We start from the raw sequence: 25,095 nt of genomic DNA, 5'->3' as shown, positions 1-25,095 counted from the left end.
GTTCCTCTCAGTTGGTGGGTGTCGCCGTATAAGAGGAGGAACCGTGCGCTGTGCGTTCACTGTGAGGCGGGACTTACTGCCTGGGTCCGACGACGTCAGTGGTCGTCACGGATGCTGGTCGCGATGCCGTTGCTGATCACGACCTCGGCGCTGAAGCCCTTCTTGGCGGCTGCCTCCAGTTCGGCCTCGGTGCACTCGGTGCCGCCCTCGCCGCCCGCACCCGTGTTCACCGCGTCGCAGATGTCGTCGTAGCCCAGGATCTCGGTGTCCTCGGCGACGAAGAACTGCTGCTCGACGCCCTTCAGGTCGGAGACCGTGTACTTGCCCGGCGCCAGGTAGGAGACGTTGCCGAACCAGGTTCCGTTGACGCCCTTGGAGCCGGAGCCGGTGTCCTGCTGGGCGGCGCGCCGCTCGGTCACCAGGGTCGCGATGCCGTTCTTCATCTTCACGTCGGCGCTCACGGCGGCCTTCTTGGTGGCCGCCTCCAGCTGGTCCAGCGTGCACGGCGCGTCCACCTTGGCCCCTGCCTCGCCGCAGATCGTGCCGGCGCCGTACACCTCGGTGTCGTCGGCGACCAGGAACTGCTGGTCCTCCTTGCCCGGTACGGACACGATGTACTTGCCCGGGGCGAGATAGGTGACCTTGCCGTCCGTGAACGAGCCGCTGACGCCCTTGGAGTTCGTGGAGCCCTGGGAGCCCCGGGAGTTCTGGGAGTCCTTGGATCCCTTGGACGCCTTGGAGTCCGACGCCTTTTCCGCGACCGACGTCGCGCCCGCTCCGCTCTTGGCGGCCGCGTTGTCGTCGGAGCCGTTCTGGCACGCCGTCATCAGCAGCCCGGCGGTGATCGCGGCGGCGGCGACGACGGTGTTGCGCAGGTGGCGGTTCATCACGGGAGGTTCCTTCCGAGGCGTCGACAGCGGGGGAGCCGACGGCGTTCTCCGCCGGTTTCCCGCTCTGTACCGACTATGAGGAGCCCCGGAGCCCGCAGGTCACGCCCGTCCGCCCTTCAGGACGCCCCCGTGGCACGGCCGTGACACAGCAACACATCGGCTGTGGAAGGCGGTTCGCCGCCGCGCCGCCTTGAGAGCGGCCACGTCCTGTGATGGCCATCGGCGCCCGGTGCCGGCTCAGACGGTCAGCACCGCCCGGACGGTCTTTCCGCCGGTCACCGGCACCGCGACGTCGAACCGCTCGGTGAGTGCCTGCACTATGGCCAGGCCCCGTCCGCTCTCGTCGTCGGCATGTCCGGCACGCATGCGGGGCCGGCCCGGGGCGTCGTCGTGCACCTCCACGGTCACGCGGCCCGCGCTCACCTGCAGCCGCAGCCGGCAGCCGGTGCGTCCGTGCCGGACCGCGTTGGCGACCAGCTCGGACGCGATGAGCGTGGCGTCGGCCACCTGATCGGCCCCGACGGCGGCGATGCGGGAATGCGTCCGGCTGAGAAAGGCGGACGTCAGTCTGCGGGCCCGCCCGGCCGAGGCGACGGTGCACGGCAGCAGGTACTCGGCGCGTGCGGTGTACTCACGGGCACCACCCTTGTGGGCACGCATGAGTGGTCAACTCCCTCCCTGGGACCGTCGGCGCGCTCGGCCGCAACCGCAGCGTCCGCACCGGGGCCACACCCTGTCCCCCGCGGCCGGTCCCGTTCGGTGGTGATGCCCGCGGTGGCTGATCGGCAACCTGGAACCGTCCCCGGAATCCAGCGACCTTCACGGTCCTTGCGACGGCAGCATCCCCCCATCGGGTGCTCATCAGCACACCTGTCCGGTGAACTGAAGCCTCCACATGGCTCATCCGTTCGAGTCGAACCCCTCGAAAGAGTTACGCGCAGTCAATTCTGCGATGCGTGATCAAGAACCTCAGGCGAGCCGTCCTCGCGGCCGCCCTCTTCGTCGTGCCCCTCGCGGCCCCCACGCCGGCCCATGCGCAGCACCGCCCCGCCGAGACGTACACGCTCCCGATGGCGACCTCGGTCCACCTCATCCCCCTCGCCGCGGAGGTGCGGGACGGCTATCAGCGCACGAGCTTCAAGCACTGGAACGCCGGCCAGAACCCCACCGACGGCTGCAACACCCGAGCGGAAGTGCTGCTCGCCGAAGCGGTCGACCAGCCTCAGATCCTCCCCGGCTGCAAGCTCTCCGGCGGTCGCTGGTGGTCGTACTACGACGCCAGGTGGCTCACCTCGGCCTCCGCCCTGGACGTCGACCACATGGTGCCGCTCGCCGAGGCCTGGGACTCCGGGGCGTCCCAATGGAGCGCCGAGCGGCGTGAGTCGTACGCCAACGACCTGGGCGTCAGCCCTTCCCTCGTCGCCGTCTCCGCGGCCTCGAACCGCAGCAAGTCCGACCAGGACCCGGCCGAATGGCTGCCGCCGGCCGTCGAGGTCACATGCCGCTACACCTCGGAGTGGATCGCGACCAAGCTCCGCTGGGGCCTGACCGCCGACGCCGCCGAACTCGAAGCACTCACCCAACACGCAGAAGCGTGCCCCGGCACGACGGTGACCTACGAGCCCGTGCCGTAGAACTGCGGCCCCGCCCCGACAACGGGGCGGGGCCGGCCATCGCACTCATTGCGGCACTCAACGCACCGGGAACCCGCAGGAGTAGCCCTGCTCCTCGAGCCACGGGAGGATCCGGCGCAGGGCCTCGACGGTCTGGGAACGGTCGCCGCCCGCGTCGTGGAAGAGGATCGTCGGCCCGTTGGGCAGCTCTCGCTCGACGGTGGCGACCATGGCGTCCGTGCCCGGCCGTTCGAAGTCCTTGCTGTCCACGTTCCAGCCCAGCGGGCGCATGCCCCGGGAGGCGGCGAGCTTGCGGCTGTACGGGGTGAAGGCACCGCCGGGCGCCCGGTAGTACACCGGCCGTACGCCCCCGGACGCCTTGGTGATCATGCGTTCGGCGTCGAGGATCTGCTGCGACTGGTAGGCCTCGGACTGCCTGTCCATGGTGGTGTCGTGCGACACCGAGTGGTTGCACAGCAGGTGCCCGGCCGCGACCACCTTCTTCACGAGGTCCGGGTGGGCCTGCGCCTGCGTCCCCACCATGCAGAACGTGGCCTTCACCCCGTACTCCCGCAGCACGTCGAGCATTTGAGGGGTCCACACGGGGTCGGGGCCGTCGTCGATGGTGATGTTGACGCCGCGCGCCCCCTTGTCCGAGGCGTGCACGATGGTCTCCGCGACCGCCTTGACGTCACTGCCCGGCTTGGCGGACGCGGACGTCTTCGGTGACGCGGCCCCCACGGCATCGGCTTGCGCGGTCCACAGCGAGGCACCGGTGGCGAGCACCGTCACCCCGAGCGCCGCCCCGACCAGCTTGCCGTACCAGCCCCGCCCGCCGCTGTGCCGTGCCATGTCCGCCCCGCTTTCGCGCAATTCCTCGCCGATGCCCGGTCACCTTGTGACCACATGGCAGGACGAGAGGCGGCGGCCAGGGGATGCGTCCGTTACCGATCACGGACAATCTCGGGGGAGTTCGCGGACAACCCGCCGAGCCGGGGCCGCGGCGACGGCGAGTCGGACAGGCCCGGCGGCTCAGCCTTCACTTCGCGGGCGCGCCGACCAGGTCGTCCAGTTCGGCGGCGAAGAGCAGCCCGGGGTCGAATCCCATACCGGAGAACTGGCCGGCGAGTTCCAGGGACAGGACGCCGTGCAGCCGGCTCCAGAAGGTCAGGGCCCGGCGGAGGACCGCGGGCGGGGCGGGATGGCCGCCCGCCCAGTCCCGGTGGCCTTCCAGATGCGCGTCGAACGGCGTCGCCGGAGCGTCCGAGGACACATCCGAGGACCCCTCCGAAGGCAGCGCGGCACAGGCGTCCAGGAGGGTCGCCATGATCTCGGAGGAGATCGCGGTGGTGTCGTCGGGCGCGTGGTAGCCGGGGACGGGCGTGCCGTAGATGAGGAAGTAACGCTGGGGGTCCTCCAGGGCCCACCCCCGCAAGGCGTGCGCCAGCCCGGTCAGATCGGCGCCTGCCTCCGAGGCCGCGCGGAAGGTGTCGGCGAGGCTTCGGTAGGCGTCTCGCACGAGCTCGGTGATCAGCTCGTCACGGCCGCTGAAGTACCGGTACAGCGCGGGTCCGCTCATGCCCATCTGCTTGGCGATCGCGTTGAGGGACAGCGCGGACGCGCCCGCCGTGGCGATCTGCTCCCACGCGCGCTGCTTGATCTCCGTACGCACCTGGGCGCGGTAGCGCTCGCGCGGGGTCGTCGTGCCCTGTTCCGCCACTGACCTGCCACCTTTCCGCACCGCTGCGCTGTACTCGCAACGACTAGTTAGAGGTTATCACTGAAGCTATTGACTCTCAGCGGCGCGATGAGTTAGAACTTATAACGAACGCGAAAGCACGTAACCGGATCGGGAAAGCAGTGGAGGTCACCATGGACGCCGAAGGTCTCGTCGAGGTCGTTCTGCCGGGCAAGGTCGAGCCCGAGGGGCTGCGGATCCGGCACGGAGCCGTCCCCTCGGCGGGCCCGGGCCAGGTCGTGATCCGGATGGAGGCGACCGGCGTCTCCTTCGCCGAGCAGCAGATGCGGCGTGGCCGCTACTACGACCAGCCGGCCTTCCCGTTCGTGCCCGGTTACGACCTCGTGGGCACGGTGCTGACGACCGGCGAGGGGGTCGAGCCGGACCTGGCCGGCACCCGGGTCGCCGCGCTGGTCAAGGTCGGCGGCTGGGCCAGCCACGTGGTCGTCGACGCCGCGGACGTGGTGCCCGTGCCGGACGGGATCGCCGCGGCGGAGGCGGAGACCCTCGTCGTCAACGGCATCACCGCCTGGCAGATGCTGCACCGCAAGGCCCGAGTCCGTGCGGGACACACCGTCGTGGTGCACGGCGCCAACGGTGGCGTCGGATCGGTCCTGGTCCAGCTCGCCCAGGCCGCCGGCGTGCGGGTGATCGGCACAGCGTCCGCCCGCCACCACGACGCCCTGCGGGAGCGGGGAGTCGCCCCCGTCGACTACCGGGCCGACGACGTCGCCGCACAGATCCGCGAACTCGCCCCGCACGGGGTGGACGCCGTCTTCGACCACGTCGGCGGCAGCGGCATCGTCGACTCCTGGCGCCTCCTCGCCCCCGGCGGCACGCTCGTCTCGTACGGCAGCGCCGCCACCCGGGACGACGAGGGCTCCAAGCAGCTGCCCGTCCTCAAGCTGCTCGGCCGGGTGTGGCTGTGGAACGCCCTGCCCAACCGCCGCCGCGCGTACTTCTTCAACGTCTGGGCCGGCCGGGCCCTGGCCAAGAACCGGTTCCGGTCCCGCCTGCGCGCCGACCTCACCCAGGTCTTCGCCGCACTCCAGCGCGGCGAGGTCAGTGCCCAGATCGCCGCGCAGCTGCCCCTCACCCGCGTCGCCGACGCCCTTCGGCTGGCCGAGTCGGGCACCGTCGCCGGAAAGGTCGTCCTGAACCCGTAGCAAGCCTTTGAGCGCCCGGCCCGTTCACACCGACCGACCAGCCGAACCAGCGAGAGGAACACCATGTTCAGCAGCAGCCCGTCCAACGCCCCCGTTCAGCAGCCGCGTCGGCACCGGGGCGTCATGGCCGCGGTCACCGTCGCACTCGCCGTCACCGGTGTCCTCGCCGGCACCGTCCCGGCCGCCCAGGCGACCCCGCACGGCCGCACGTCCCAGTGCGGCGGTCGCGGCGTCGACAAGGACGCCGTCATCCGCTACGAATCCGACGTCTTCATCAAGGCGTCCCTGAGCACCATCTGGAAGCTCCAGACCGACGTCGAACGCTGGCCGTCCTGGCAGGCCCCCGTCCTCACCGCCGAACGTCTCGACCACGGCCGTCTGAAGGCGGGTTCGCAGTTCCGCTGGACGACCCCCGCGCCCGCCACCCCCACGACCCCCGCCACCACGCTCGACATCACCTCCACCGTCCAGGAACTCCAGCGCGACAAGTGCATCCTGTGGAGCGGACCCGCGATCGGCGAGGGACTGCGCATCGACGAGGGCGTCCACCTGTGGACCTTCAAGAAGGTCAAGGGCGGCGTGCGCGTCCACACCGAGGAGACCTGGACCGGCGACCAGGTCGAAGCGGATGTGCCCACCGCCACCGAGGCCCTCGGCTGGGGCCTCGAAGCGTGGCTGCGCGACCTCAAGGCCGCCGCCGAAGGGTGACGTGCGTGACGCACGGCAAGCGGGCCCAGGTCTCCGACCCGGGCCTCAAGCCGTGTCTCGGCGCAGGGCGCTCTTGCCCTGCCACTCGGACCACGAGAGGTTCCACGCGCCGAAGCCGTTCCCGGGCGCGACCACACCCTTGGTGTCCTTGCCGGTGATCTCGAACGGGTCGCCCGGCCGCACCTGGCCGTAGAACCAGGCCGCGTTCGCGTCGCTCATTCCTATGCACCCGGAACTCCGGTTGGAGTTGCCGAAGTAGCGGGCGTTCCACGGGGCGGCGGTGATCGCCAACCTCGTGGGCAACGCCCTGCGGCACGGCAGCGCGCCGGTCACGGTACGCCTGCGCACCGAGACCCGCTCCCCGGCCACCCCCGTCCTGCTGATCACGGAGGTCGCGGACAACGGCCCCGGCATCCGGCCCGCCGTGCTCCCGCACATCTTCGACCGCTTCTACAAGGCCGACGCGGAGATACCGCTCCACGCGGAGGAGGCCGGCGGATGAGGCGTGCGCGGACGCGCCGGCCCGCGGCAGCCGTCGCCCTCGCCTTCGCGGTGACCGCACCGCTGCTCGGCGGCTTCGGTATCAAGGAGACCGACGTCATCGAGGCGGGCGGCCCCGCCAGCTTCCAGGCCTTCCTCAACCGCGACTACGACATGCTGCTCTTCTTCCGTTACCCCGACGGAGCGCTGACCCCCGTCATCCGGACGACCGGGCCTTCGGCCGAAGACGAGAACCTCAGCGAAGCGGCAGGCCCGGTGCCCACGGAGAAGGTCGTCCTGGCGTTGCTCGGCGGCCCGCGGGACGAGGACCGCGCCGCGGGCCTGAGCACCTCCCTCCCGGCCACCCGCCCCGGCGCGACCGTCGAGGTCGAAGCCTCCCCGGGCGGCAGGGTCACGACCCGCCTGCCCGTCGCCCTGAAGGGCATGTCCGGCCCTGCGCTACGTCAGCTGATCTGCACGAACGCCTACAGCCAGGACGCCGACGGCAAGGTCGCCGTACAACTGACGGGGCAGGACGGGGTGTCGAGGTCCGGCACGTGCGGACTCGCCCCCGGCCACACCCGGAACGCATCGATGGAGACCGAACCCCGGGCCGGCACCACGCCACCCGCCACGAGCGGCTGAGAACGCGTCACAAGGCGGCAGCCGATCGGGGTTGCGCGGGGCGGCCGGTTCTCCCGGCCAAGGCACCTGCTGTGGCGCCGCCATGTGCGGCATAGGCAAAACATAGACGCGGCACGAAGGCTGGGCGGGCAGGCAATCACCCTTTCGATGGGATGACATGAACCCGAAAAGACGTAATGTCGTATCGCTCGCCGCGATGTTCCTCGCCGCTTCCGCCGTGACCGCCGTCGCGCCGTCCGCTCAGGCTGCCCCCGGGTCCGCCGTCCAGGCGTGCACGTACCGGGCCTCCCACCTGGCGGTGCCGTCGGGTGTCAAGGCCGGATCCGTGACGGCGGACGGCGGGGCGGGGGTGTACGCGGGGGAGATCGAGTTCCCCGAGGAGGGCGCGCTGCAGCATGCCGTCCTGTGGTCGGGCGGTCAGGTCACGGACCTGGGTCCGGCGGCCGGTGCCGACTTCGACCTCTCGATCAGCGACGTGAACAGCAAGGGCACCGTCGTGGGGCACGGCGCCAAGATCACCGGCGTGACCGACGGCTTCCCGTCCTGGTCGTGGTTCCCGGTGGTCTCCCGCAACGGCAAACTGGAGCAGCTTCCCGTGCTCCCCGGCACCCACGACGTGCAGACCCGTGTGATCACGGAGAGCGGGGACATCTACGGCGAGGGCTACGGCTCCGACCCGAACTACACCGAGGTCTACAAGTGGCCGGCGGACCAGCCCGGCACCGTGGTCAAGCTGCCCGGATTCCCCCGCGGCAGTCGCGTCGCGGGCGTCGACACCGACGGCACGGTGGCGGTGACGGCCGTGGACAACCCCAAGGGCACCTGGCGGCCGTACCTGTGGAAGGACGGCGTCGCCAAGCAGCTGCCGATCCCGGTCGGCGCGGCGCACGCCCAGGTCACCGGGATCTCGAACGGCTATGTCATCGGTGATGCCCTGACCTCCGACTTCGCCCGGTCCGCAGTCCTGTGGAACAAGGACGGCAAGGCGTCTGCCCTGCCGAACGGCCAGGGCGCCAGGGCAATCAACAGCAAGGGCCTGATCCTCGGCAGCAACAAGAACCTGGTCCCCACCCTGTGGCAGCTGACCACCCGCGTGGGGGCGGCCCCGAGCGACGGTGCGGTCTACACGCTCGGTGACGACGGGACGCTGGCGGGCGCGAAGGAGCGCGCGGGCACCAGCTACCCGCGGTTCCCGGCCGTGTGGCGCTGCGGCTGACCCGAGCATCGCCGTCCGCTTCACCAGAAGGGCGCCCCGCCGGTCGGCGGGGCGCCCTTCGCCGTCCGCGTGTGCCACTCCATTGCATGTGCTTACTCCTCAAGGCAGTTGACATCTCGTCATGGCACCTGCAAGGATTTGTTTGCAGATAGAGGAGGGACATGGAGCTATCCGAAGTGACGGGAGACCGGCTGGTGCAGATCCTGGCCACGCTCGCCAACCCGCACCGGGTGCGCATCATGGCCGCCCTGGCGGGTGGCCAGGACTACGTGAGCCGACTGGCGCGCGAGCTGGGAATCAGTCGTGCGCTGCTCCAGGTCCACCTGCGCAAGCTGGAAGCGGCAGGGCTGGTCACCTCGAGACTTGTGCTCTCCGAGGACGGCAAGGCCATGAAGTACTACGACATCGAGCCGTTCTCGCTGCACCTCACGCCCGAGGCCCTCGCAGTGGCCGCGCTCTCACTCACCACTGACCAAAGTCAAGGAGACCGTTAATGAGTTCTGTGCAGCTGGCCGCCGACAGCGACGGCATGATCTGGTCCTTCGGGTCCATGGGATTCATTCTCGTGTGCGCGCTTCTCGTGATCTGGCCGACGATCGCCGTATGGCGGGCCAAGACCGTGATGTCCAGGGAGAGCGACTACAAGAGCATCGCGGAGAAGGCGGTGATCGCCCAGCAGGACGTGGAGCGCGAACTGGTCGAGGTGCGCCTCCAGCTCAACGACATGAGTGACCGGGTCAAGACGGTCGAGCGGGTCCTCAAGGACGTCGACTGACCTGAGGCCGCCCGGCTCCCCGTTCCCAGGGGCTCGCTCGCTGAGCCCCGCCCCGCACCCCCCGGCTGGAAGGACAACTGCCTTGTTCAGGAACGCCGTAATGACCGAGACGCCGACGGCCGCCCTGGCGGTGGCCCCCGAGCCGGCGGCCGAGCCCGCACCGCTCCCGCAGGGCGGACTCCGTCCGCCGGGGGCCGGCGGCGACCTGGTGCTGGCGAACAGCGGCATCGTGGTCCGGCTGGTTCCGAACCCGGCGTTCGAGGGCCGCCCCGCGCTCGCCCTGCTGTCCAACGACGAACCGGTGGCGCTGACCCCGGCCCTGGCCGGTTCCGGCCGAGTGCTGGCCGGGGCGCTGCACGGCCGACGCGGCGAGCGCTCCTGGTCACTGGCCTGGGGCCGGTTGTCCGCCGGCGAGTTCAGCGTCTGCGCGGAGTTCGTCGGCGAGGCGCAAGGTGGCGCCTCGCGCACGATTCTGGCCACGCGACTGGGCTCCGACTTCTGGCTCGCCGAGACGGCGGGCGACTATCGCGGGGTCACCGTCACGACCGCGCAGAACCGGCTGTACAGCGCCCTGTGGCCAGTGCCCGCGGCGCCTCACACGCTCTGAGACGCTCCTGAGATCAGTTTGGCATCGTCCTGTCATTGCAGGAGGTTGACAGTCTGACGAGCTGACAGTTCCGCGCCAGAGCGGCAGGATTCAGACCGACGGGGGAATCCTGATGGTTCGCGACTGGGCCTGATCGTTTCTGAAAGAGCATTGAACGGAACTGACTTGTATCGGGACCGTCCCCCTCAACATGGTCTGTATGTACCTCGCCATCGGCGAGGTGGTGGGGGGAGTCCTGGATGTCCAAAGGCGAGACGACACCATCGTTCGCCGTCATCTCCGGCGCGCAGGTGCGGGACGCACTGCACGGCCAGGAGAAGAGGATCGTCGAACTGGTCGAGGAGACCTACCGGCTGCACGGAGCCGGAGAGACCGTCAATCCTCCGTCCTACTTCCTGCGCTTTCAGGACCGCCCCACGGCACGGATCATCGCTCTTCCGGCATCCCTCGGCGGCCGGATGCAGCTGGACGGCCTGAAGTGGATCTCCAGCTTTCCCGAGAACGTGGCGGGAGGTCTGCCCAGGGCCTCCGCGGTGCTCGTCCTCAACGACCATGACACCGGCTACCCCTTCGCCTGCCTGGAAAGCTCCATCGTCAGCGCCACCCGCACCGCCGCCTCCGCGGCCCTGGCGGCCGACGTCCTCACCCGCGACCGACACCGCCCCACGCGGGTCGGCTTCATCGGCACCGGACTGATCGCGCGCTACATCCACACCTACCTCACGGGCACCGACTGGTCCTTCGAGGAGACCGGGGTGTACGACGTGTCCGCGGAGTCCGCGGAGGGGTTCCGCTCCTACCTCGAACGCACAGGCGTCGACGGCCGGGTCACCGTGCACGACCGCGCCGAGGACCTGATCCGCTCCTGCGACCTGGTGGTGTTCGCCACTGTCGCGGCCGCGCCGCACATCACGGACCCGTCGTGGTTCACCCACAATCCGCTGGTGCTGCACGTGTCGCTGCGCGACCTGTCGCCGGAGATCATCCTGTCCGCCACGAACGTCGTCGACGACGTCGAACACTGTCTGAAGGCGGACACCTCACCGCATCTGGCCGAACAGCGCGTCGGGCACCGGGAGTTCGTGCACGCCACGCTGCCCGAGGTGCTGGCCGGCAAGGTCGGCCTGCCCGACGACCGACCGCTGGTGTTCTCTCCGTTCGGCCTCGGTGTCCTCGACCTCGCGGTCGGCGGCTTCGTCCACGAGGAGATGCACCGACGTGGCGAACTGGCCGTCGTCGACGGCTTCTTCTCCGAGCTGGACCGATACGGGCGCGGCTGACCCTGCCCACCCCGATCGACCCTTTCCCCCGGCGGTGCACAGCCACAAGCCGTGACCCCGATCGCGCGGCAGGTGTCCCCACCGCCTGCCACTCCCGGCCCGAGAGCCTGCGGAACAACAGCCTTCCCCACAAGCACGGTTCCCGCTCAATGCGCCAGTACGCACCACAGCCACAGCATGCGGGCGTCCTCAGCGGGGACGCACCCCTCTTGCGCATGCACTGAGAGGGAGAACATGAGATTCCTGGTTCTGGGCTCGGTCGAAGCGTGGACGACGCCCCACCACAAGATCGCCCTCAGCGGGTCCAAGCTGAGGACCGCCTTCGCCGCGCTGGTCCTCGCGCGGGGAAGAGTCGTACCCGACTCCCGGCTCTCCGCCCTCCTGTGGGGCGAGGAGCCACCCACGACGTCGGCCGCGCAGATCCAGACCTATATGTCGCGGCTGCGTCAACTGCTCGGCGACCATGCCGAGGTGGTCCGGCAGCGGCCCGGTTACCTCCTGCGGGTGCCGGACACCCCGGGGCACAAGGGCGCCTGGGACACGGACGTGGCCGAGTTCGAGCACTTCGCCGCGCTCGGCCGTGACGCGCTGGCCGCGGGCGAGGCGGACCGCGCCGCGGACCTGCTGCGCCGGGCACTGGCGGTGTGGCGCGGCCCCGTGCTGGGCGGCGTGACCGAATTCCTGGCCGAGGCCGAGCGGGGCCGGCTGGAGGAGATGCGGCTGACTGTCCTGGAGCGGCGCATCGACGCCGACTTCGCGCTCGGGCGCCACGCCGAGCTCGTCTCCGAGCTGATCGGCCTGGCCGCCGCCCATCCGCTCCGCGAACAGCTGTGCGGTCAGCTCATGACCGCCCTGTACCGGTGCGGCAGGCAGGCCGACGCACTCACCGTGTACCAGGACTGCCGCCGGACCCTGGCCGACGAACTGGGCATCGACCCCACCCCGTCGCTCCAGGGTCTGTATCAGTCCATCCTGGTGGCCGCACCCGTACTGGCCACCCCCGGTCAGGCGGCCGCCCGGGCCGAGGAGCCGCGGCAGGCGCCCGCCGAACTGCCGCCCGCACTGTGGGACTTCACCGGCCGTGAGCAGGAGGTCATCCGGCTGCGGACCCAGCTCGCCACCCGGCCGCGCGCCGGCACACCGGCCATCGGCGTCGTGACGGGTATGCCGGGCGCGGGCAAGACCTCGCTCGTGCTGCATGTCGCCCACCAACTCGTCGACGACTACGCCGACGGGCAGCTCTGGGTGGACCTGCGCGGTACCTCGTCGGCCCCCCTGGACCCCGCCGACGCGCTCTTCGACCTGCTGCGGGCGCTGGGCGTCGACAGCCGGGACATCCCGGACGGCCTCGCCGAGCGCACCCGGCTGTACCGCAGCACGCTGGCCGACCGGCGCTGCCTGATCATGCTGGACGACGCCGCGGGCGCCTGGCAGGTGCGGCCGCTGGTGCCCGCCGCACCCGGCTGCGGTGTGCTGGTCACCGCCCGGTCCCGGCTGACCGCCCTGGAAGGCGTACGTCCCATCGTCCTCGGTACCTTCACCCGTGCCGAGGCGACCGCCCTGTTGTGCAGCACGGTCGGCGAGGAGCGGTTCGCCGCCGATCCGGAGTCGGCCGAGGACCTCGCGGAGGCGTGCGGGGGGCTGCCGCTGGCGGTGCGGATCGCCGGATTGCGGCTGGCCGCCCGGCCGCACTGGACCCCGCGCGGGCTGGCCGACCGGCTCACCGATCCGCGGCGCAGCCTGGACGAGTTGTGCCTCGCCGATCTGGGGGTGCGCGACGCCCTGGAGGCGGGCTACCGCCGGCTGGCCGAGTCCGCCCAGCGTGCGCTGCGCACGCTGGCGCGGCACGACGTCCCCGCCTTCAGCGCCCGCACGGCGTCCCTGCTGCTCGAACTGCCGCTGGACGCGGCGCAGGACGTGCTGGACCTCCTTGTGGACGACCATCTGTTGGAGCCCGTCGAGGGTGAGAACCGCGGCTACCGCATGCACCGGCTGGTCCGGGCCTTCGGCCTCGAGCAGGCGGCGTGGGGCGAGCCGGGCCGGGAACAGCCCCCGGCGCTCGACCGGGCCGGCCGGCCGCATCGGCGACTTGTCAGCCGGCGAGGCGAAGTGGCCTGAACCCGCTGTCCCTTCTCCCACGAGGGAGAAGGGACAGCGGGTCCGGACGCAGCACGAGATCCCGGGACGCCGCGGCGGGCGTGAGGCCTCAGGACGTGACGGAGACCGACCCGCCGCCGGACTTGGCGATCACCTTGTGCGACGAGGCCGGGTCGGTCTTGACGGTCACCTTCTCCTCCCCGCCCTCGCCGTCCGCGTCGACGGCATACGAGCCGCCGGGCAGCCGTACGGTGAGGTCGCCGCCGTCGGTGCGTACATCGGCGCTGTCCGGCGCGGACGTGAACTCGGCGTCGGCGTCACCGCCACCGCTGGAGATCCGGACGGCGGTGGAGGCCAGTTGCTCCGCGGTCGCACTGCCGCCCTCGGTGTCGACGGTGAGCTTTCCGGCCAGGCCCCTGACCTCGGCGTCACCGCCCTCGGAGTTGAGGGTCACCGTCAGGGCCCGGGGCACCTCGATCCGGTACGAGACCTCACAGGGCGAGGAATCCTCCGAGCAGCCGCCGGTCTCGAGAGAGAGCGTGGAGCCGCTCACCGCATGCCGGGTCTCCGGCTTGGAGCCTGAGTAGAGGAACTTCTCGGTCACCTGTACGGTCGTGCGGTCGCTCGCCACCAGTTCGATGAGGCCGCCGTTGCTCTTCACGTTCAGCGCAGAGACGGCTTCCTTCACCGTGTACGAGCTGCTCTCGGACGTCTCGTCGTCCGACGTACAGCCGGCCAAGAGCGCCATGAGCGTCAGTGCTGCTGCGGCGGAAGCCCTGGTCTTCACGGAGTGTTTCCTTTGCCTTGAGTGACACGGCGCGCGGAGGCCCGAAGGCCCCCAGCCGACAAGTCTGCTCAACCCGTGGAAGTGCTGTCAGGCGACTGCGATGGCAGGAGCCTGCGTTGGCAGGATGTTGCCGCCGCGGGCGCCCCGGGCACGCCCCTCGAGGGGTGCCCGCTGTGCCATGGTGATGCGGTGCCCCGGCCGACCGCCCGGGCAGCCGCGTCCGCCGTCCGGACGCGAGAAACCCACACCCCAGGCATCGGCTGCCGTGGTGTGCTCGGACCGACGGGGGGCCTGAGACTTGGACGTTCGTCGTGGTCAGGCACCCGTGCGGACCGGTGGGAAACCGTTGCCATGGATGCGCGATAGGTGCGCCATAGAGGAGCCCTCCAGGCTGATCGCCGTCAGCCGGCGGCCCGCGGCACCTTCTCACGGGCACCGGAACAAAACGATTCAGCAGCGGAGGGCAGCCACTATGGGCCGTCCCGTGCTCAACGGAATTCTGGCGGCCATTGGGGAAACCCCCTTGGTGGAGCTGGGAAAGGTCTTCCCTGGGCTGGGTTCCAGGGTCTACGCGAAGATGGAGAGGTTCAACCCGGGAGGAAGTGTCAAGGACCGGTCCGCCCTCGGGATGCTGCTGCGCAGAATCCAGGACGGCGAGCTCGTCCCGGGGCGCTCGGTCGTCGTCGAGTCGAGTTCCGGCAATCTGGCCGTCGGTATCGCGCAGATCTGCCGCTACTACGGAATCGACTTCATCTGTGTAGTCGACGCCAAGACCACACAGCAGAACCTGGCCCTGCTGCGCGCCTACGGAGCCAAGCCCGAAGTGGTCCTGACACCGGACCCCGAGTCGGGCGAGTATCTGGCGGCGCGTCTGGCGCGGGTGCGCGAACTGGTGGCCACCGTGCCGGGTGCCTACTGGCCCAACCAGTACTCCAACCTGCTCAACCCGCAGGCGCATCGCAACACGATGAGGGAGATCGTCGAATCGCTGGACGGGAAGGTGGACTACCTGTTCGCCGCCGTCAGCACCTTCGGCACCCTGCGCGGATGCTCCGAGTACCTGCGCGAACAGGGGATGGACACGACCGTCGTGGCGGTCGACGCGGTGGGCAGCAGGATCTTCGGACGCCAGGGAGCGCCCCGGCTCATCCCCGGGCACGGAGCCTCCGTACCGCCGGCGCTCCTGGAGCCGGACGCCGCCGACCACGTGGTGCACGTCTCCGACGTCGACTGTGTCGTGGCCTGCCGGCGACTCGTGCTCTCCGAGGCCGTCCTCGCCGGAGGTTCCTCCGGCGCGACCGTGGCGGCGCTGGCGAAGTTCGCCGGCCGCATCACTCCCGGGTCCAACTGCGTTCTGATCTTCCCGGACGGGGGCGACAGGTACCTGGACACCATCTACTCGGACAGGTGGGTCAGTTCGTCCTTCGGAGAGATCTCCCATCTTTGGAAGCAGCAGGGGGACAGCGACGGCTGACCCCTGCCGCCCGCCCCGTCCCGGTCCGCCGGCACCCCAACAGGGTCCGGCGGGCTCTCAGGCGTGTCGCGCACGCCCGCGCGGTACTTGAAGGAATCGAACGAGAAGGGAGAGCCGCTCGTGCCCTCCAACGGTCAGCCGGCTGCCCCCATGACTCCGTTGCCGCCGGGAAGAGGCCAGCCGGAGCCTCTGGTCGAGAGAGTGGCCGCGTGGTCGGCACGCCGCCGCAAGACCGCACTGTTCGGCTGGCTGCTCTTCGTCGTGCTCACCTTCGTGGTGGGCGCGGCCGTGGGCGGCAAAGGCCCGCAGAACCACGATCCGGGTGAGTCGGGCCGGGCCCAGGTCATGGTCGAGGAGGCGGGCGACGACACCCGGCCGCCCAGTGAGAACGTCCTCGTCCAGGCGCGCAAGGACTCCCCGGGCTTCACCTCCGACACCGCACTGCAGCAGGCGGTCCAGGACGTCGGCACGGCGCTGCGCGGTCTGACCGGCAAGGTGTCGGACGTGGTGGTCCCGACGCCCGCCGAACCCGGCGGTCTGGTCTCCGCCGACGGCCGCTCCGTGCTTGTCACGTTCTCGCTCGCCGGACCCGGCCACGGCTGGGACAACGCGGCAAGCGTCGTGGAACAGACCCACCAGCGCATCACGCAGGTCGCCGAGGACCACAAGGGACTGAAGATCGTCCAGGCGGGTGACGCCAGTGTCGACTTCGCCGTGGAGCAGGCCACCAGTGAGGACTTCGGCACCGCCGAACTGACGTCCATCCCACTGACGTTGGCCATCCTCCTCGTGGTGTTCGGCGCGCTGATCGCGGCGGGCATCCCGCTGCTGCTCGCCGTGACCGCCGTCCTCGCCTCCATGGGGCTGCTGACCCTGGCGGCCAACTGGCTCCCGGTCGACGACACGGCGTCCTCCGTGGTGCTCCTCGTCGGCATGGCCGTGGGCGTCGACTACACGCTGTTCTATCTGCGCCGGGAGCGGGAGGAACGGCTCGCCGGACGCGACACGGCACAGGCCCTGCGGATCACAGCGGCCACCTCCGGCCGGGCCGTCGTGGTCTCCGGGCTCACCGTCGCCGTCTCCATGGCGGGCCTCTTCCTCACCGGCATCGACACCTTCACCGGCATGGCCGTCGGCACCATCGCCGTGGTGCTGCTCGCCGTCGTGGGCTCGCTGACCGCGCTGCCCGCCGTGCTGTCCATGCTCGGTCCGAAGGTGGACGGCCTGCGCCTGCCCTGGATCGGCCGACGACGCGCCGAGCCCCGCGAATCCCGCGTCTGGACGGCCGTCGTGACCCAGGTCGTGCGTCGGCCGCTGATCTGGGGCGGGGCGGCGGTCGCGGCCCTCGTGCTGGCCGCGCTGCCGGCCGCCGGCATGCGGCTGGCCGACCCCGGGCTCCAGGAGCGGTTCCCGGACAGCGTTGCGGAGATCTCCCACCTGGTCGCCATCCAGGAGGCGTTCCCCGGCAAGCCGGCCCCCGCCCAGGTCGTGGTCACCGGCGACGCCGTCGGCACCGGCGCCTTCGACAAGGCGGTCACCGCCCTGCGCGAGCAGGTCGCCCAGAGCGGCGGAGCGCTCGCCGAACCTGTCCGGACGGCGAAGATCGGCGACGGCGGGACCGTCGTCGTCACCGTCCCACTGGCGGGTACGGGGAACGACGCCGCGTCGCTGAAGGCGCTGGAGCTGCTGCGCGAGAAGGCACTGCCGCGCAGCCTCGGCGAGGTCGACGGACTGCGCTACGCGGTCACCGGTCAGACGGCCGGCCCGGCCGACATGGCGACCGCCCTGGACAGCCGTACGCCGGTCGTCTTCGCCTTCGTCCTCGTCTTCGCGTTCCTGCTGCTCGTCTCGGCGTTCCGGTCGCTGGCGATCCCGCTGGTGTCCATCGCGCTGAACATCCTGTCCATCGGCGCCGCATACGGAGTCGTCACGCTGGTCTTCCAGGACGGCCACCTCAGCGGCCTGCTGGGCTTCGAGTCGTATGGCGGGATCATCAGCTGGCTCCCGCTCTTCATGTTCGTGATCCTCTTCGGTCTGTCGATGGACTACCACGTCTTCATCCTCAGCCGGATCAGGGAACTGCGCATGGACGGCGCCGACACGAGGACCGCGGTGACTCGGGGCATCGGCGGCAGCGCCGGCGTGGTCACCAGCGCCGCCGTGGTAATGATCGCCGTGTTCTCGATCTTCGCCACGCTGTCCATGCTCGACTACAAGATGCTCGGCATCGGCATGGGGGTGGCCATCCTGGTGGACGCCACGCTGGTGCGCGGAGTGCTGCTGCCGGCGGCACTGACCCTGCTCGGGGACCGCAGCTGGACGCTGCCACGGGCGCTCGCCTGGATTCCCGCGGTAGCCGCCGAGAGGACCCCGCAACCGCCCGCCGCCCACGAGGAGGTGGCGCCGGACAGCGGTACGGAGGACCGGGCGAAGGACGTCGAACGGGTCTGAGCCCCGGCCCTCGAACACACACGGCCCGGCCGTCCCCACCCACGGGGCGGCCGGGCCGTGCTCTGTCACCACCGTGGCCAGATAGCTCCGGTAGAGCCGGAGTATGGGAGCCCTCGACAGGATGAACAGCACGATGCCCGCAGCCTGGCGGACGTGATCCCGGGCCGCGGAGCCCGCTGCGGCTTATTGGCCGGCAGCACACACATCATCCGACGAGGAGTCCTGTCATGGCCGACGAGCGTGCCGACGACCGCATCTACCACGTGGTCCTCAACGACGAAGAGCAGTACTCGATCTGGCCGGCGGACCGTGACATCCCGGCCGGCTGGCGAGCGGCGGGTACCACGGGCAGCCGCGAGGAGTGCCTCGCCCAAATCGGCGAGATCTGGACGGACATGCGCCCGCTGAGCCTGCGCCGGCGCATGGAGCAGGCGAACGCCTGACCCCAGCCTCCACCGCCGTCGGCCTGCCGGTGGCGAGTCGTGCGCGACCGCGCCGCACCCCATCCACCGCTGACCACCCAGGAGTACCCATGAAGTCCGAGTCGGCACGGAACGGCTCGCTCGACGAGGCCATCACCGTCCACGAACTCGTCGCGAACCAGGCGGCTCGGACGCCGGACGCGATCGCCGTCACCGACGGGTCACAGCACCTCACCTACGCGGAACTGGTCGCGCGGGCGGGCCGGCTGGCCCACCTCCTGCGTGACCACGGGGTCGTCGCGGACTCCAGGGTCGGCATCTGCCTGGGCCGTGGTCTGGACCTGGTGACCGCGGTACTGGGCGTGTGGAAGGCGGGTGCGGCGTACGCGCCGCTGGACCCGGCCCAGCCGAGCGCCCGGCTGGAATGGCTGCTCGAGGACCTGGGAGCCGCTCTCGTCCTGACCGACGAGGCGATGGCGCCCACCGTCGAGCGCGCGGGCGTACGCGCGCTGGTCCTCGGCTCCGCCGACGCCCGCCGGGAGCTCGCACAGCGCCCGGCCGACGGCCCGGCCGTCGAGGTGGACCCGGCCCAGGCCGCGTACGCCATCCACACCTCCGGATCCACCGGCCGGCCCAAGGGCGTGGTCGTCACCCACGAGGGCATCGCCAACCGGGTCCGCTGGGCGGTCGACACGCATGATCTCGGCGCCCGGGACCGGGTGCTGCAGAAGACGGCAATCACCTTCGACGCCTCCTGCTGGGAGATCTTCGCCCCGCTCGTCAGCGGCGGCACGCTGGTGCTCGCACCGGCCGGAGCCGAACGCGACCCCGCCGCTCTGCTGCGGGCAGTGGCCGAGCACGACGTGACCGTCCTCCAGGTCGTCCCCTCGGTCCTCCAGGCGCTCGCCGAGGAGTCCGACTGGGAGCGGTGCACGGCGCTGCGGCTGCTGTTCTCGGCCGGCGAGCCCCTGCACGCCGAACTGGCCCAGCGTGTCCTGGCCCGCCGGCCCGGCCTGGTCATCTGGAACACGTACGGCCCCACCGAGTGCGCCATCGACGTCACCGCGCACCGCTTCGACCCGGACATGAAGACCGGACCGGTGCCCATCGGCCGGCCCATCCCCGGCATGCGCGTACTGGTCCTCGACACGGCCGGCGCCCCCGCCGCCATCGGCGCGCCCGGCGAACTGCACGTCGGCGGGGTCGGCGTGGCTCGCGGATACCTCGGCCGGCCCGACCTGACCGCCGACCGCTTCGTGCCCGACCCGTACGGCAGGACCGGCGGCGCCCGGCTCTACCGCACCGGCGACAAGGTCCGCTGGAACCAGAACGGCTACCTGGAGTACCTCGGCCGGTTCGACGACCAGACCAAGGTGAACGGCGTACGCCTCGAACCCGCCGAGATCGAGACCGCGCTCGTCACCCATCCCGGCCTCAAGGGCGCCGTCGTCGTCCCCGTGAAGACCGACGACGGCGCCACCCGGCTCGCCGCGCATGTGCTGCCCCACACCCCCGAAGTCCTCGGTGAACTCCGGGACTTCCTGCGCGAGCGGCTGCCCGAGAGCCACATCCCCGCCGCCTTCATGGACGCCGGCGAGTTCCCGCTCACCGCCCACGGCAAGGTCGACCGCTCCGCGCTCGCCGCCCGGGGCCTGGACGCCGGTGCGGCCCGCACGGCACCCCGTAACGACGCCGAGAAGCTCGTCGCGCAGATGTGGGAGCAGCTGCTGAAGAGCGAGGACATCGGCGTCCACGACGACTTCTTCCAGCTCGGCGGCTCCTCCCTCCAGCTCACCCGGCTCGCGAACCAGCTGCGCGCTGCGGCCAAGCGGGACATCCCGCTGCGAGGCCTGCTGACGGCCACCACCGTCGAGGCCCAAGCCCTGCTGATCGCCCCCGAGCCCGCCGAGACGGCGGCCCGCACCGTGCAGCCGGAGGCCCCCGACAGCATCCCGCCCGTCCCGCGCGGCGGAACGCTGTCGGTCTCCTCCGGCCAGCGCCGGCTGTGGGCCCTGGACCGGATGAACCCGGGCAGCGCCGAGTGGGTCGCCGGTGTCTTCCTGCCGGTCCCGCCGGAAGCGGACACCGACGCGGTACGCACCGCACTGGACGCCCTGGTCGCCCGCCACGAGTCGCTGCGCACCCGGTACATCACCGAGCAGGGCGAACCCCGTCAGCACATCGACACCCCGGCACCCGTGGCGCTGCACGAGACGGACACCACCCGGGAGGAGCTCGCCGACCTGCTCGGCACCGCCCTCGGCCACGGCTTCGACCTGGAACGCGGACCACTGCTGCGGGCCACGCTGGTGCGCACCCTCGACGACGGGCAGCGCGTCCTGGTGCTGGCCGTGCACCACATCTGCAGCGACGGCTGGTCGACGCAGGTCCTCCAGCGGGACTTCCATGAACTGATCACCGCCGCGGTCACCGGTCGGGACCCGCTCCTGCCGCCCCTCGGCGTGCAGTACGCCGACTACGCCGGCTGGCAGCGCGCCCGGCTGACCGACGAGCTGATCGAGGGCGAACTCGCCCACTGGCGCGCCGCCCTGGACGGCTCCTCCCCGGTGGCCCTGCCCACCGACCGGGCTCGGCCCGCGGCCCGCGACGGCCGTGGCTCGGTGGCGGCCTTCACGGTCCCCGCCCCCGTCGTGACGGCGCTCACCGACCTCGGACGCAGCCGGGGCGCCACGCCGTTCATGACGCTGCTGACCGCCTACGCCACGCTGGTGGCCCGCCACACCGCCCAGTGGGACCTGCCCGTCGGCACGCCTGTCGCCGGGCGCAACCGGCCCGAACTCGAGGACGTCGTCGGCTTCTTCCTCAACAACGTGGTGCTGCGCTGCGGACTCGACGCCGACCTCACCTTCGTCGAGGCACTGGACCGCGTCCGTGACGCCTGCCGGGACGCCTTCGCCCACCAGGATCTGCCGTTCGACCTCCTGGTGGAGGCGCTGGCCCCCGAACGGGACCTGTCCAGGACGCCGCTGTACCAGGTCGCCTTCGACCTGCATGACCAGGAGTTCACCGGCCGCGCCACGACCCTGGAGGACACCGGCACCGTCGTGGACTCCTGGCGCCTGGCCCACACCGATCTCACACTGCTGATGCGCCGGACCGCCGACGGCGGCATGGAGGGCGCCTTCGAATACGCCACCGCACTCTTCGAGCCCGCCACGATGGAGCGCTTGGCCGACCGGTTCCTGCACCTGCTGCGGGCCGCCGCGGAGGGCCCGGCCACCCGTCTCGCCGACCTCCCTGTCGTGTCGGCGCGCGAGGCCGAACTGCTGGCGCTGTGGTCGGTGGGTGCGGGGCCGGTGGTGGAGCGGCCGGTGGTGGAGGTGTTCGAGGAGCAGGTTGCTCGGGTGCCGGATGCGGTGGCGGTGGTGGCGGGTGATGTGTCGCTGTCGTTTGCGGAGTTGGATGCGCGGGCGAATCGTCTGGCGCATCATCTGCGGGCGTTGGGTGTGGGTCGGGAGTCGTTGGTCGGTGTGTTGCTGGAGCGGGGCGCCGATTTGATGGTGGGGCTTTTGGGGGTGTGGAAGGCCGGGGCGGGTTATGTGCCGTTGGATCCGGTGCTGCCGGGTGTGCGGGTGTCCGGGATGCTGGCGGATGCCGGGGCTCGGGTGCTGGTGACGCGGGGTGGGCCGGTGGCCGGTTTCGAGGGCACGGTCGTGGATGTGGACGTGGATGCGGACACGATCGCGGCGCTGCCTGGGACTCGGCCTGAGGGTCGTGTTGATGTCGATGGTGTGGCGTATGTGGTGTTCACGTCCGGCTCGACGGGGCGTCCGAAGGGTGTGCTGGTTTCTCATCGTGGGCTTGGCAACCACGTGGGCTGGGCGGTGCGTGAGTTGGCGTCGTGTGGTGACGGTGGTGGGGCGGTGTTCTCGTCCGTTGCCTTCGATTTGGTGGTGCCGAATGTGTGGGCGCCGTTGTGTGCGGGGCAGCGGGTTGCGTTGTTCCCGTCGGAGGCGGGTCTGGATGAGCTGGGTGGCTGGCTGCTTGGGCAGGGGCCGTTCAGTTTCCTGAAGTTGACTCCGGGTCATCTGGAGGTGTTGTCGCATCAGGTCACTTCGGAGCAGGCTGCGGGGCTTGCGGGTGTGGTCGTGGTGGCGGGTGAGGCGCTGGCGGGTTCGCTGGGTGCGCGGTGGGCGGGCTGGCTCGGTGAGGGGCGTCTGATCAACGAGTACGGGCCGACCGAAGCCTCGGTGGGTTCGACGATCCATCCTGTGCCCGTCGCCACGGACGTCGACTCGGTCGTGCCGATCGGTCATCCGTTGCCGGGTATGCGGGTGTATGTGCTGGATGAGTGGATGTGTCCGGTGCCGGTGGGTGCGTTGGGTGAGTTGTATGTCGGTGGTGTCGGTGTGGCTCGTGGGTATGTGGGTCGGCCGGGGCTGACGGCGGAGCGGTTTGTGCCGGATCCGTTCGGTGGTGCGGGTGCGCGTTTGTATCGGACCGGGGATGTGGTGCGGTGGAACGCGGCGGGTGCGGTGGAGTTCCTGGGGCGTGCGGATGATCAGGTGAAGATCCGCGGTTATCGGGTGGAGCCGGCTGAGGTGGCTGCGGTGCTGGCGGGGTGTCCGCTGGTGGGTGAGGCCGTGGTGGTGGCTCGTGCTGATGAGGGTGAGCCGCGGCTGGTCGGTTATGTGGTGCCGGCGGATGGTGTGGGTACGGCGTCCGGGGATGAACTGGGCGCATATCTGGCGGAGTTGTTGCCGGAGTACATGGTGCCGTCGGTGTTCGTCGAGCTGGACGTGGTGCCGTTGAACGCGAACGGCAAGGTCGACCGCAAGGCACTGCCCGCCCCCGCCGACAACACCGACCAAGCCGGACGGGTCGCGCCGCGAAACGGCGTGGAGGAACGGATCGCCGAGCTGTGGGGGGACGTTCTCGGCACGTCAGGGTTCGGCGTGCACGACAGCTTCTTCAAGGTCGGCGGCAACTCCATCCTCGCCATCCGCCTGATCGCCGCACTGCGCGGCGAGTACGAGATCGACCTTCCGGTCCGCGCCCTGTTCGAGGGCCCGACCGTCGCCGCGCTCGCCGACTCGGTCGAGACCTGCATCAGAACCGAAATCGACATGATGTCCGACCGAGACGTGGCGGACTCGATGCTGCTGAAGGAGCAGAACCGATGAGCAACGGGGGCCACGAATCCAACGCCGTTCCTTCCGCGGCCGGAACCGACCGCGAGGAACTGCTGCGCCGACGGCTGGCCGGCCGTCGTTCGGGCGGCCGCCGCTCGGTGATCCCGAAGGCCGATCGCAGCGCACCCCTGCCGCTGGCCGCCGGGCAGCAGCAGATGTGGTTCCTCGGTCGCCTCGACCCGGACAGCACCGAGTACCTGATTCCCCTCGTGGTGCGCCTGCGCGGCGCTCTGGACGCCGGGGCGCTGGAGCGTGCCCTGGGCGAGATCAGCGCCCGGCACGAAATCCTGCGCACCCGCTACACGATGACGCCGGACGGACAGCCGGTCCAGATCGTCGACGCGCCCGCCGAATCCGCCGCCGTCCTGCCGGTGGAGCAGGTACCCGGCGGTTCGCCCGCCGAGCGTGAGCGTCGGCTGACCGAACTGGTCGCGGCGCGGACCGCGACCCCGTTCGACCTTGAGACCGACTGGCCGCTGCGGGCCAGGTTGTTCCGCCTCACCGAAGACGACCACGTTCTGTGCCTGGTCTTCCACCACATCGCTTGCGACGCCTGGTCCACCCGCATCCTGCTCACCGAAATCAGTGCCCTGTACGGCGCCTTCACCGCGGGCCGGCCGTCTCCGCTGGAACCGCTGCCGGTGCAGTACGCCGACTACGCTGCCTGGCAGCGCGAGCAGCTGTCCGGCGAGGGTCTTCAGCGACAGCTCGCCCACTGGCGCACGGCACTTGACGGTGCCGCCCCGACCGAGCTGCCCACGGACCGGCCGCGCCCCGCGGCGCGGGACTACGCGGGTGCCGAGGTGTTCTTCGACTTCCCTGCCGAGCTGCCTCAGGCGGTGCGTGAACTCGCCGCCGCGCAGGAGACGACTCCCTTTACCGTCATGATGGCCGCCTTCCAGGCGGTCATCGCCCGCAGCACCGGGCAGAGCGACATTTCCGTCGGCACGGTCGTCTCCGGCCGCGCGCGGCATGAACTCCAGTCGCTCATCGGCTACGGCATCAACAGCCTGGTCCTGCGCGGGCACTGGGACGAGGACATCGACCCCGCCTTCACCGAGCTGCTCGACCGCACACGCCGCACGGTCCTGGACGCCTTCGACCACCAGGACGTGCCGTTCGCCCAGCTCGTGGACGAACTCCAGCCGGAGCGCGACCTGTCGCGTACGCCGCTGTACCAGATCGCGTTCACGATGCACGAGTCCCGGCTGGACGCCGCCGACCTGCCGGGTCTGCGCGTCGAGCCGTACTCCGGCGGCGCACCCGTGGCCAAGTGCGACCTGACCCTTCAGGTCGAGGAGTCGACCGACGGCTCGTTCCACGGACGCGTCGAGTACGCGAGCGCCCTGTTCGACCGGGAGACCGCACAGCGCACGGCCCGCCATTTCCTCCAGCTCCTCCAGAGCGCCGTCGCTGCACCGTCCACTCCGATCTCCCGGCTGGGCATGCTCGACAGAGCCGAACACGCCATCGTCAGCGGAAGCCTCGACGGACACGTTCCGTCGGGTGTGGTGGATCGGTGTGTGCATGAGATTTTCGCGGAGCGTGCTGTGCTGTCGCCGGATGCGGTGGCGGTGGTTGCGGGTGGTGTGT

Annotated in this window: 20 protein-coding genes and 2 pseudogenes; 16 read left to right on the top strand and 6 right to left on the bottom strand. The window is 70.6% G+C overall.

What is annotated here, in order from left to right; genetic code table 11:
• Nucleotides 1-95 precede the first annotated feature (95 nt).
• Nucleotides 96-887 carry a hypothetical protein gene (locus ACZ7M7_RS26895; protein WP_383629037.1) on the bottom strand — a complete coding sequence of 264 codons (792 nt, stop codon included), beginning with the start codon at nucleotides 885-887 and terminating at the stop codon, nucleotides 96-98.
• Between the two features lie 240 nt (nucleotides 888-1,127).
• Nucleotides 1,128-1,550 carry an ATP-binding protein gene (locus tag ACZ7M7_RS26890; protein ID WP_383613927.1) on the bottom strand — a complete coding sequence of 141 codons (423 nt, stop codon included), beginning with the start codon at nucleotides 1,548-1,550 and terminating at the stop codon, nucleotides 1,128-1,130.
• A gap of 296 nt (nucleotides 1,551-1,846) precedes the next feature.
• On the opposite strand from ACZ7M7_RS26890, the gene ACZ7M7_RS26885 reads away from it, so the two are divergent.
• Nucleotides 1,847-2,524: an HNH endonuclease family protein gene (locus ACZ7M7_RS26885; RefSeq protein WP_472120823.1), complete on the top strand. Its 678-nt coding sequence runs from the start codon at nucleotides 1,847-1,849 to the stop codon at nucleotides 2,522-2,524.
• Between the two features lie 57 nt (nucleotides 2,525-2,581).
• Here ACZ7M7_RS26885 and ACZ7M7_RS26880 read toward each other — a convergent pair whose 3' ends face one another.
• Nucleotides 2,582-3,355, bottom strand: coding sequence for a polysaccharide deacetylase family protein (locus ACZ7M7_RS26880; protein WP_451180635.1), 774 nt, complete (start codon nucleotides 3,353-3,355; stop codon nucleotides 2,582-2,584).
• Between the two features lie 187 nt (nucleotides 3,356-3,542).
• On the bottom strand, nucleotides 3,543-4,223 hold the full coding sequence (locus tag ACZ7M7_RS26875) for a TetR/AcrR family transcriptional regulator (RefSeq protein WP_472120821.1): 681 nt from the start codon (nucleotides 4,221-4,223) through the stop codon (nucleotides 3,543-3,545).
• 152 nt (nucleotides 4,224-4,375) lie between these two features.
• On the opposite strand from ACZ7M7_RS26875, the gene ACZ7M7_RS26870 reads away from it, so the two are divergent.
• Both ACZ7M7_RS26870 and ACZ7M7_RS26865 read left to right on the top strand, forming a co-directional pair.
• Entirely contained in the window at nucleotides 4,376-5,407 is a 1,032-nt protein-coding gene (locus ACZ7M7_RS26870) for a medium chain dehydrogenase/reductase family protein (RefSeq protein WP_472120819.1), read from the top strand.
• A 63-nt stretch (nucleotides 5,408-5,470) separates the two neighbouring features.
• Nucleotides 5,471-6,115 carry an SRPBCC family protein gene (locus ACZ7M7_RS26865; RefSeq protein WP_383613912.1) on the top strand — a complete coding sequence of 215 codons (645 nt, stop codon included), beginning with the start codon at nucleotides 5,471-5,473 and terminating at the stop codon, nucleotides 6,113-6,115.
• A 45-nt stretch (nucleotides 6,116-6,160) separates the two neighbouring features.
• On the opposite strand, the pseudogene ACZ7M7_RS26860 reads toward ACZ7M7_RS26865, so the two are convergent.
• Nucleotides 6,161-6,394, bottom strand: a pseudogene (locus tag ACZ7M7_RS26860) (L,D-transpeptidase family protein); the annotation flags it as partial.
• Between the two features lies 1 nt (nucleotide 6,395).
• Between ACZ7M7_RS26860 and ACZ7M7_RS26855 the strand changes: the two are divergent.
• The 8 genes and pseudogenes from ACZ7M7_RS26855 to ACZ7M7_RS26820 form a co-directional block, all read left to right on the top strand.
• Nucleotides 6,396-6,617 (top strand): annotated as a pseudogene (locus tag ACZ7M7_RS26855) (ATP-binding protein); the annotation flags it as partial.
• Nucleotides 6,614-7,240 carry a hypothetical protein gene (locus ACZ7M7_RS26850; RefSeq protein WP_472120817.1) on the top strand — a complete coding sequence of 209 codons (627 nt, stop codon included), beginning with the start codon at nucleotides 6,614-6,616 and terminating at the stop codon, nucleotides 7,238-7,240. The pseudogene ACZ7M7_RS26855 and the gene ACZ7M7_RS26850, both read left to right, overlap by 4 nt.
• A gap of 157 nt (nucleotides 7,241-7,397) precedes the next feature.
• Entirely contained in the window at nucleotides 7,398-8,456 is a 1,059-nt protein-coding gene (locus ACZ7M7_RS26845; RefSeq protein ID WP_472120815.1) for a hypothetical protein, read from the top strand.
• 161 nt (nucleotides 8,457-8,617) lie between these two features.
• Nucleotides 8,618-8,950, top strand: a complete 333-nt coding sequence (locus tag ACZ7M7_RS26840; RefSeq protein WP_383613895.1) for an ArsR/SmtB family transcription factor — start codon at nucleotides 8,618-8,620, stop codon at nucleotides 8,948-8,950.
• Complete coding sequence (locus ACZ7M7_RS26835; RefSeq protein ID WP_383613892.1) at nucleotides 8,950-9,231, top strand: hypothetical protein; 282 nt, start codon at nucleotides 8,950-8,952, stop codon at nucleotides 9,229-9,231. The genes ACZ7M7_RS26840 and ACZ7M7_RS26835 overlap by 1 nt, the downstream gene beginning before the upstream one ends.
• A gap of 100 nt (nucleotides 9,232-9,331) precedes the next feature.
• Complete coding sequence (locus ACZ7M7_RS26830; RefSeq protein ID WP_383613890.1) at nucleotides 9,332-9,838, top strand: hypothetical protein; 507 nt, start codon at nucleotides 9,332-9,334, stop codon at nucleotides 9,836-9,838.
• A 239-nt stretch (nucleotides 9,839-10,077) separates the two neighbouring features.
• Nucleotides 10,078-11,118 (top strand): 2,3-diaminopropionate biosynthesis protein SbnB, encoded by a 1,041-nt coding sequence (gene sbnB / locus ACZ7M7_RS26825; RefSeq protein WP_472120812.1) that lies wholly within the window; start codon nucleotides 10,078-10,080, stop codon nucleotides 11,116-11,118.
• 234 nt (nucleotides 11,119-11,352) lie between these two features.
• Nucleotides 11,353-13,236, top strand: coding sequence for an AfsR/SARP family transcriptional regulator (locus tag ACZ7M7_RS26820; RefSeq protein WP_472120810.1), 1,884 nt, complete (start codon nucleotides 11,353-11,355; stop codon nucleotides 13,234-13,236).
• A gap of 88 nt (nucleotides 13,237-13,324) precedes the next feature.
• On the opposite strand, the gene ACZ7M7_RS26815 is transcribed toward ACZ7M7_RS26820, so the two are convergent.
• Nucleotides 13,325-14,002: a DUF4097 family beta strand repeat-containing protein gene (locus tag ACZ7M7_RS26815; RefSeq protein WP_383613881.1), complete on the bottom strand. Its 678-nt coding sequence runs from the start codon at nucleotides 14,000-14,002 to the stop codon at nucleotides 13,325-13,327.
• Between the two features lie 472 nt (nucleotides 14,003-14,474).
• Between ACZ7M7_RS26815 and sbnA the strand changes: the two genes are divergently transcribed.
• The 5 genes from sbnA to ACZ7M7_RS26790 form a co-directional block, all read left to right on the top strand.
• Nucleotides 14,475-15,476: a 2,3-diaminopropionate biosynthesis protein SbnA gene (sbnA, locus tag ACZ7M7_RS26810; protein ID WP_472120808.1), complete on the top strand. Its 1,002-nt coding sequence runs from the start codon at nucleotides 14,475-14,477 to the stop codon at nucleotides 15,474-15,476.
• A gap of 201 nt (nucleotides 15,477-15,677) precedes the next feature.
• Nucleotides 15,678-17,927, top strand: coding sequence for an MMPL family transporter (locus tag ACZ7M7_RS26805; protein ID WP_472120806.1), 2,250 nt, complete (start codon nucleotides 15,678-15,680; stop codon nucleotides 17,925-17,927).
• A 227-nt stretch (nucleotides 17,928-18,154) separates the two neighbouring features.
• Nucleotides 18,155-18,370: an MbtH family protein gene (locus ACZ7M7_RS26800; protein ID WP_383613873.1), complete on the top strand. Its 216-nt coding sequence runs from the start codon at nucleotides 18,155-18,157 to the stop codon at nucleotides 18,368-18,370.
• An 89-nt stretch (nucleotides 18,371-18,459) separates the two neighbouring features.
• A complete protein-coding gene (locus ACZ7M7_RS26795) occupies nucleotides 18,460-23,493 on the top strand; it encodes an amino acid adenylation domain-containing protein (protein ID WP_472120804.1) in 5,034 nt (1,677 codons plus the stop codon).
• On the top strand, nucleotides 23,490-25,095 hold a 1,606-nt coding region (locus tag ACZ7M7_RS26790), incomplete at its 3' end, for a condensation domain-containing protein (RefSeq protein ID WP_472120802.1). The genes ACZ7M7_RS26795 and ACZ7M7_RS26790, both read left to right, overlap by 4 nt.

Source organism: Streptomyces sp. NPDC111606 (assembly GCF_055656945.1).
Note: the sequence above shows the minus strand (reverse complement) of the source record. Positions and strands in the feature narration are given on the sequence as shown.

Coding starts and splice junctions, on each gene's coding strand:
- ACZ7M7_RS26840 (WP_383613895.1), top strand. CDS start 8,618: ATGGAGCTATCCGAAGTGACGGGAGACCGGCTGGTGCAGATCCTGGCC.
- ACZ7M7_RS26795 (WP_472120804.1), top strand. CDS start 18,460: ATGAAGTCCGAGTCGGCACGGAACGGCTCGCTCGACGAGGCCATCACC.
- ACZ7M7_RS26830 (WP_383613890.1), top strand. CDS start 9,332: ATGACCGAGACGCCGACGGCCGCCCTGGCGGTGGCCCCCGAGCCGGCG.
- sbnB (WP_472120812.1), top strand. CDS start 10,078: ATGTCCAAAGGCGAGACGACACCATCGTTCGCCGTCATCTCCGGCGCG.
- ACZ7M7_RS26870 (WP_472120819.1), top strand. CDS start 4,376: ATGGACGCCGAAGGTCTCGTCGAGGTCGTTCTGCCGGGCAAGGTCGAG.
- ACZ7M7_RS26880 (WP_451180635.1), bottom strand. CDS start 3,355: ATGGCACGGCACAGCGGCGGGCGGGGCTGGTACGGCAAGCTGGTCGGG.
- ACZ7M7_RS26845 (WP_472120815.1), top strand. CDS start 7,398: ATGAACCCGAAAAGACGTAATGTCGTATCGCTCGCCGCGATGTTCCTC.
- ACZ7M7_RS26800 (WP_383613873.1), top strand. CDS start 18,155: ATGGCCGACGAGCGTGCCGACGACCGCATCTACCACGTGGTCCTCAAC.
- ACZ7M7_RS26890 (WP_383613927.1), bottom strand. CDS start 1,550: ATGCGTGCCCACAAGGGTGGTGCCCGTGAGTACACCGCACGCGCCGAG.
- ACZ7M7_RS26850 (WP_472120817.1), top strand. CDS start 6,614: ATGAGGCGTGCGCGGACGCGCCGGCCCGCGGCAGCCGTCGCCCTCGCC.
- ACZ7M7_RS26820 (WP_472120810.1), top strand. CDS start 11,353: ATGAGATTCCTGGTTCTGGGCTCGGTCGAAGCGTGGACGACGCCCCAC.
- ACZ7M7_RS26865 (WP_383613912.1), top strand. CDS start 5,471: ATGTTCAGCAGCAGCCCGTCCAACGCCCCCGTTCAGCAGCCGCGTCGG.
- sbnA (WP_472120808.1), top strand. CDS start 14,475: ATGGGCCGTCCCGTGCTCAACGGAATTCTGGCGGCCATTGGGGAAACC.
- ACZ7M7_RS26835 (WP_383613892.1), top strand. CDS start 8,950: ATGAGTTCTGTGCAGCTGGCCGCCGACAGCGACGGCATGATCTGGTCC.
- ACZ7M7_RS26895 (WP_383629037.1), bottom strand. CDS start 887: ATGAACCGCCACCTGCGCAACACCGTCGTCGCCGCCGCCGCGATCACC.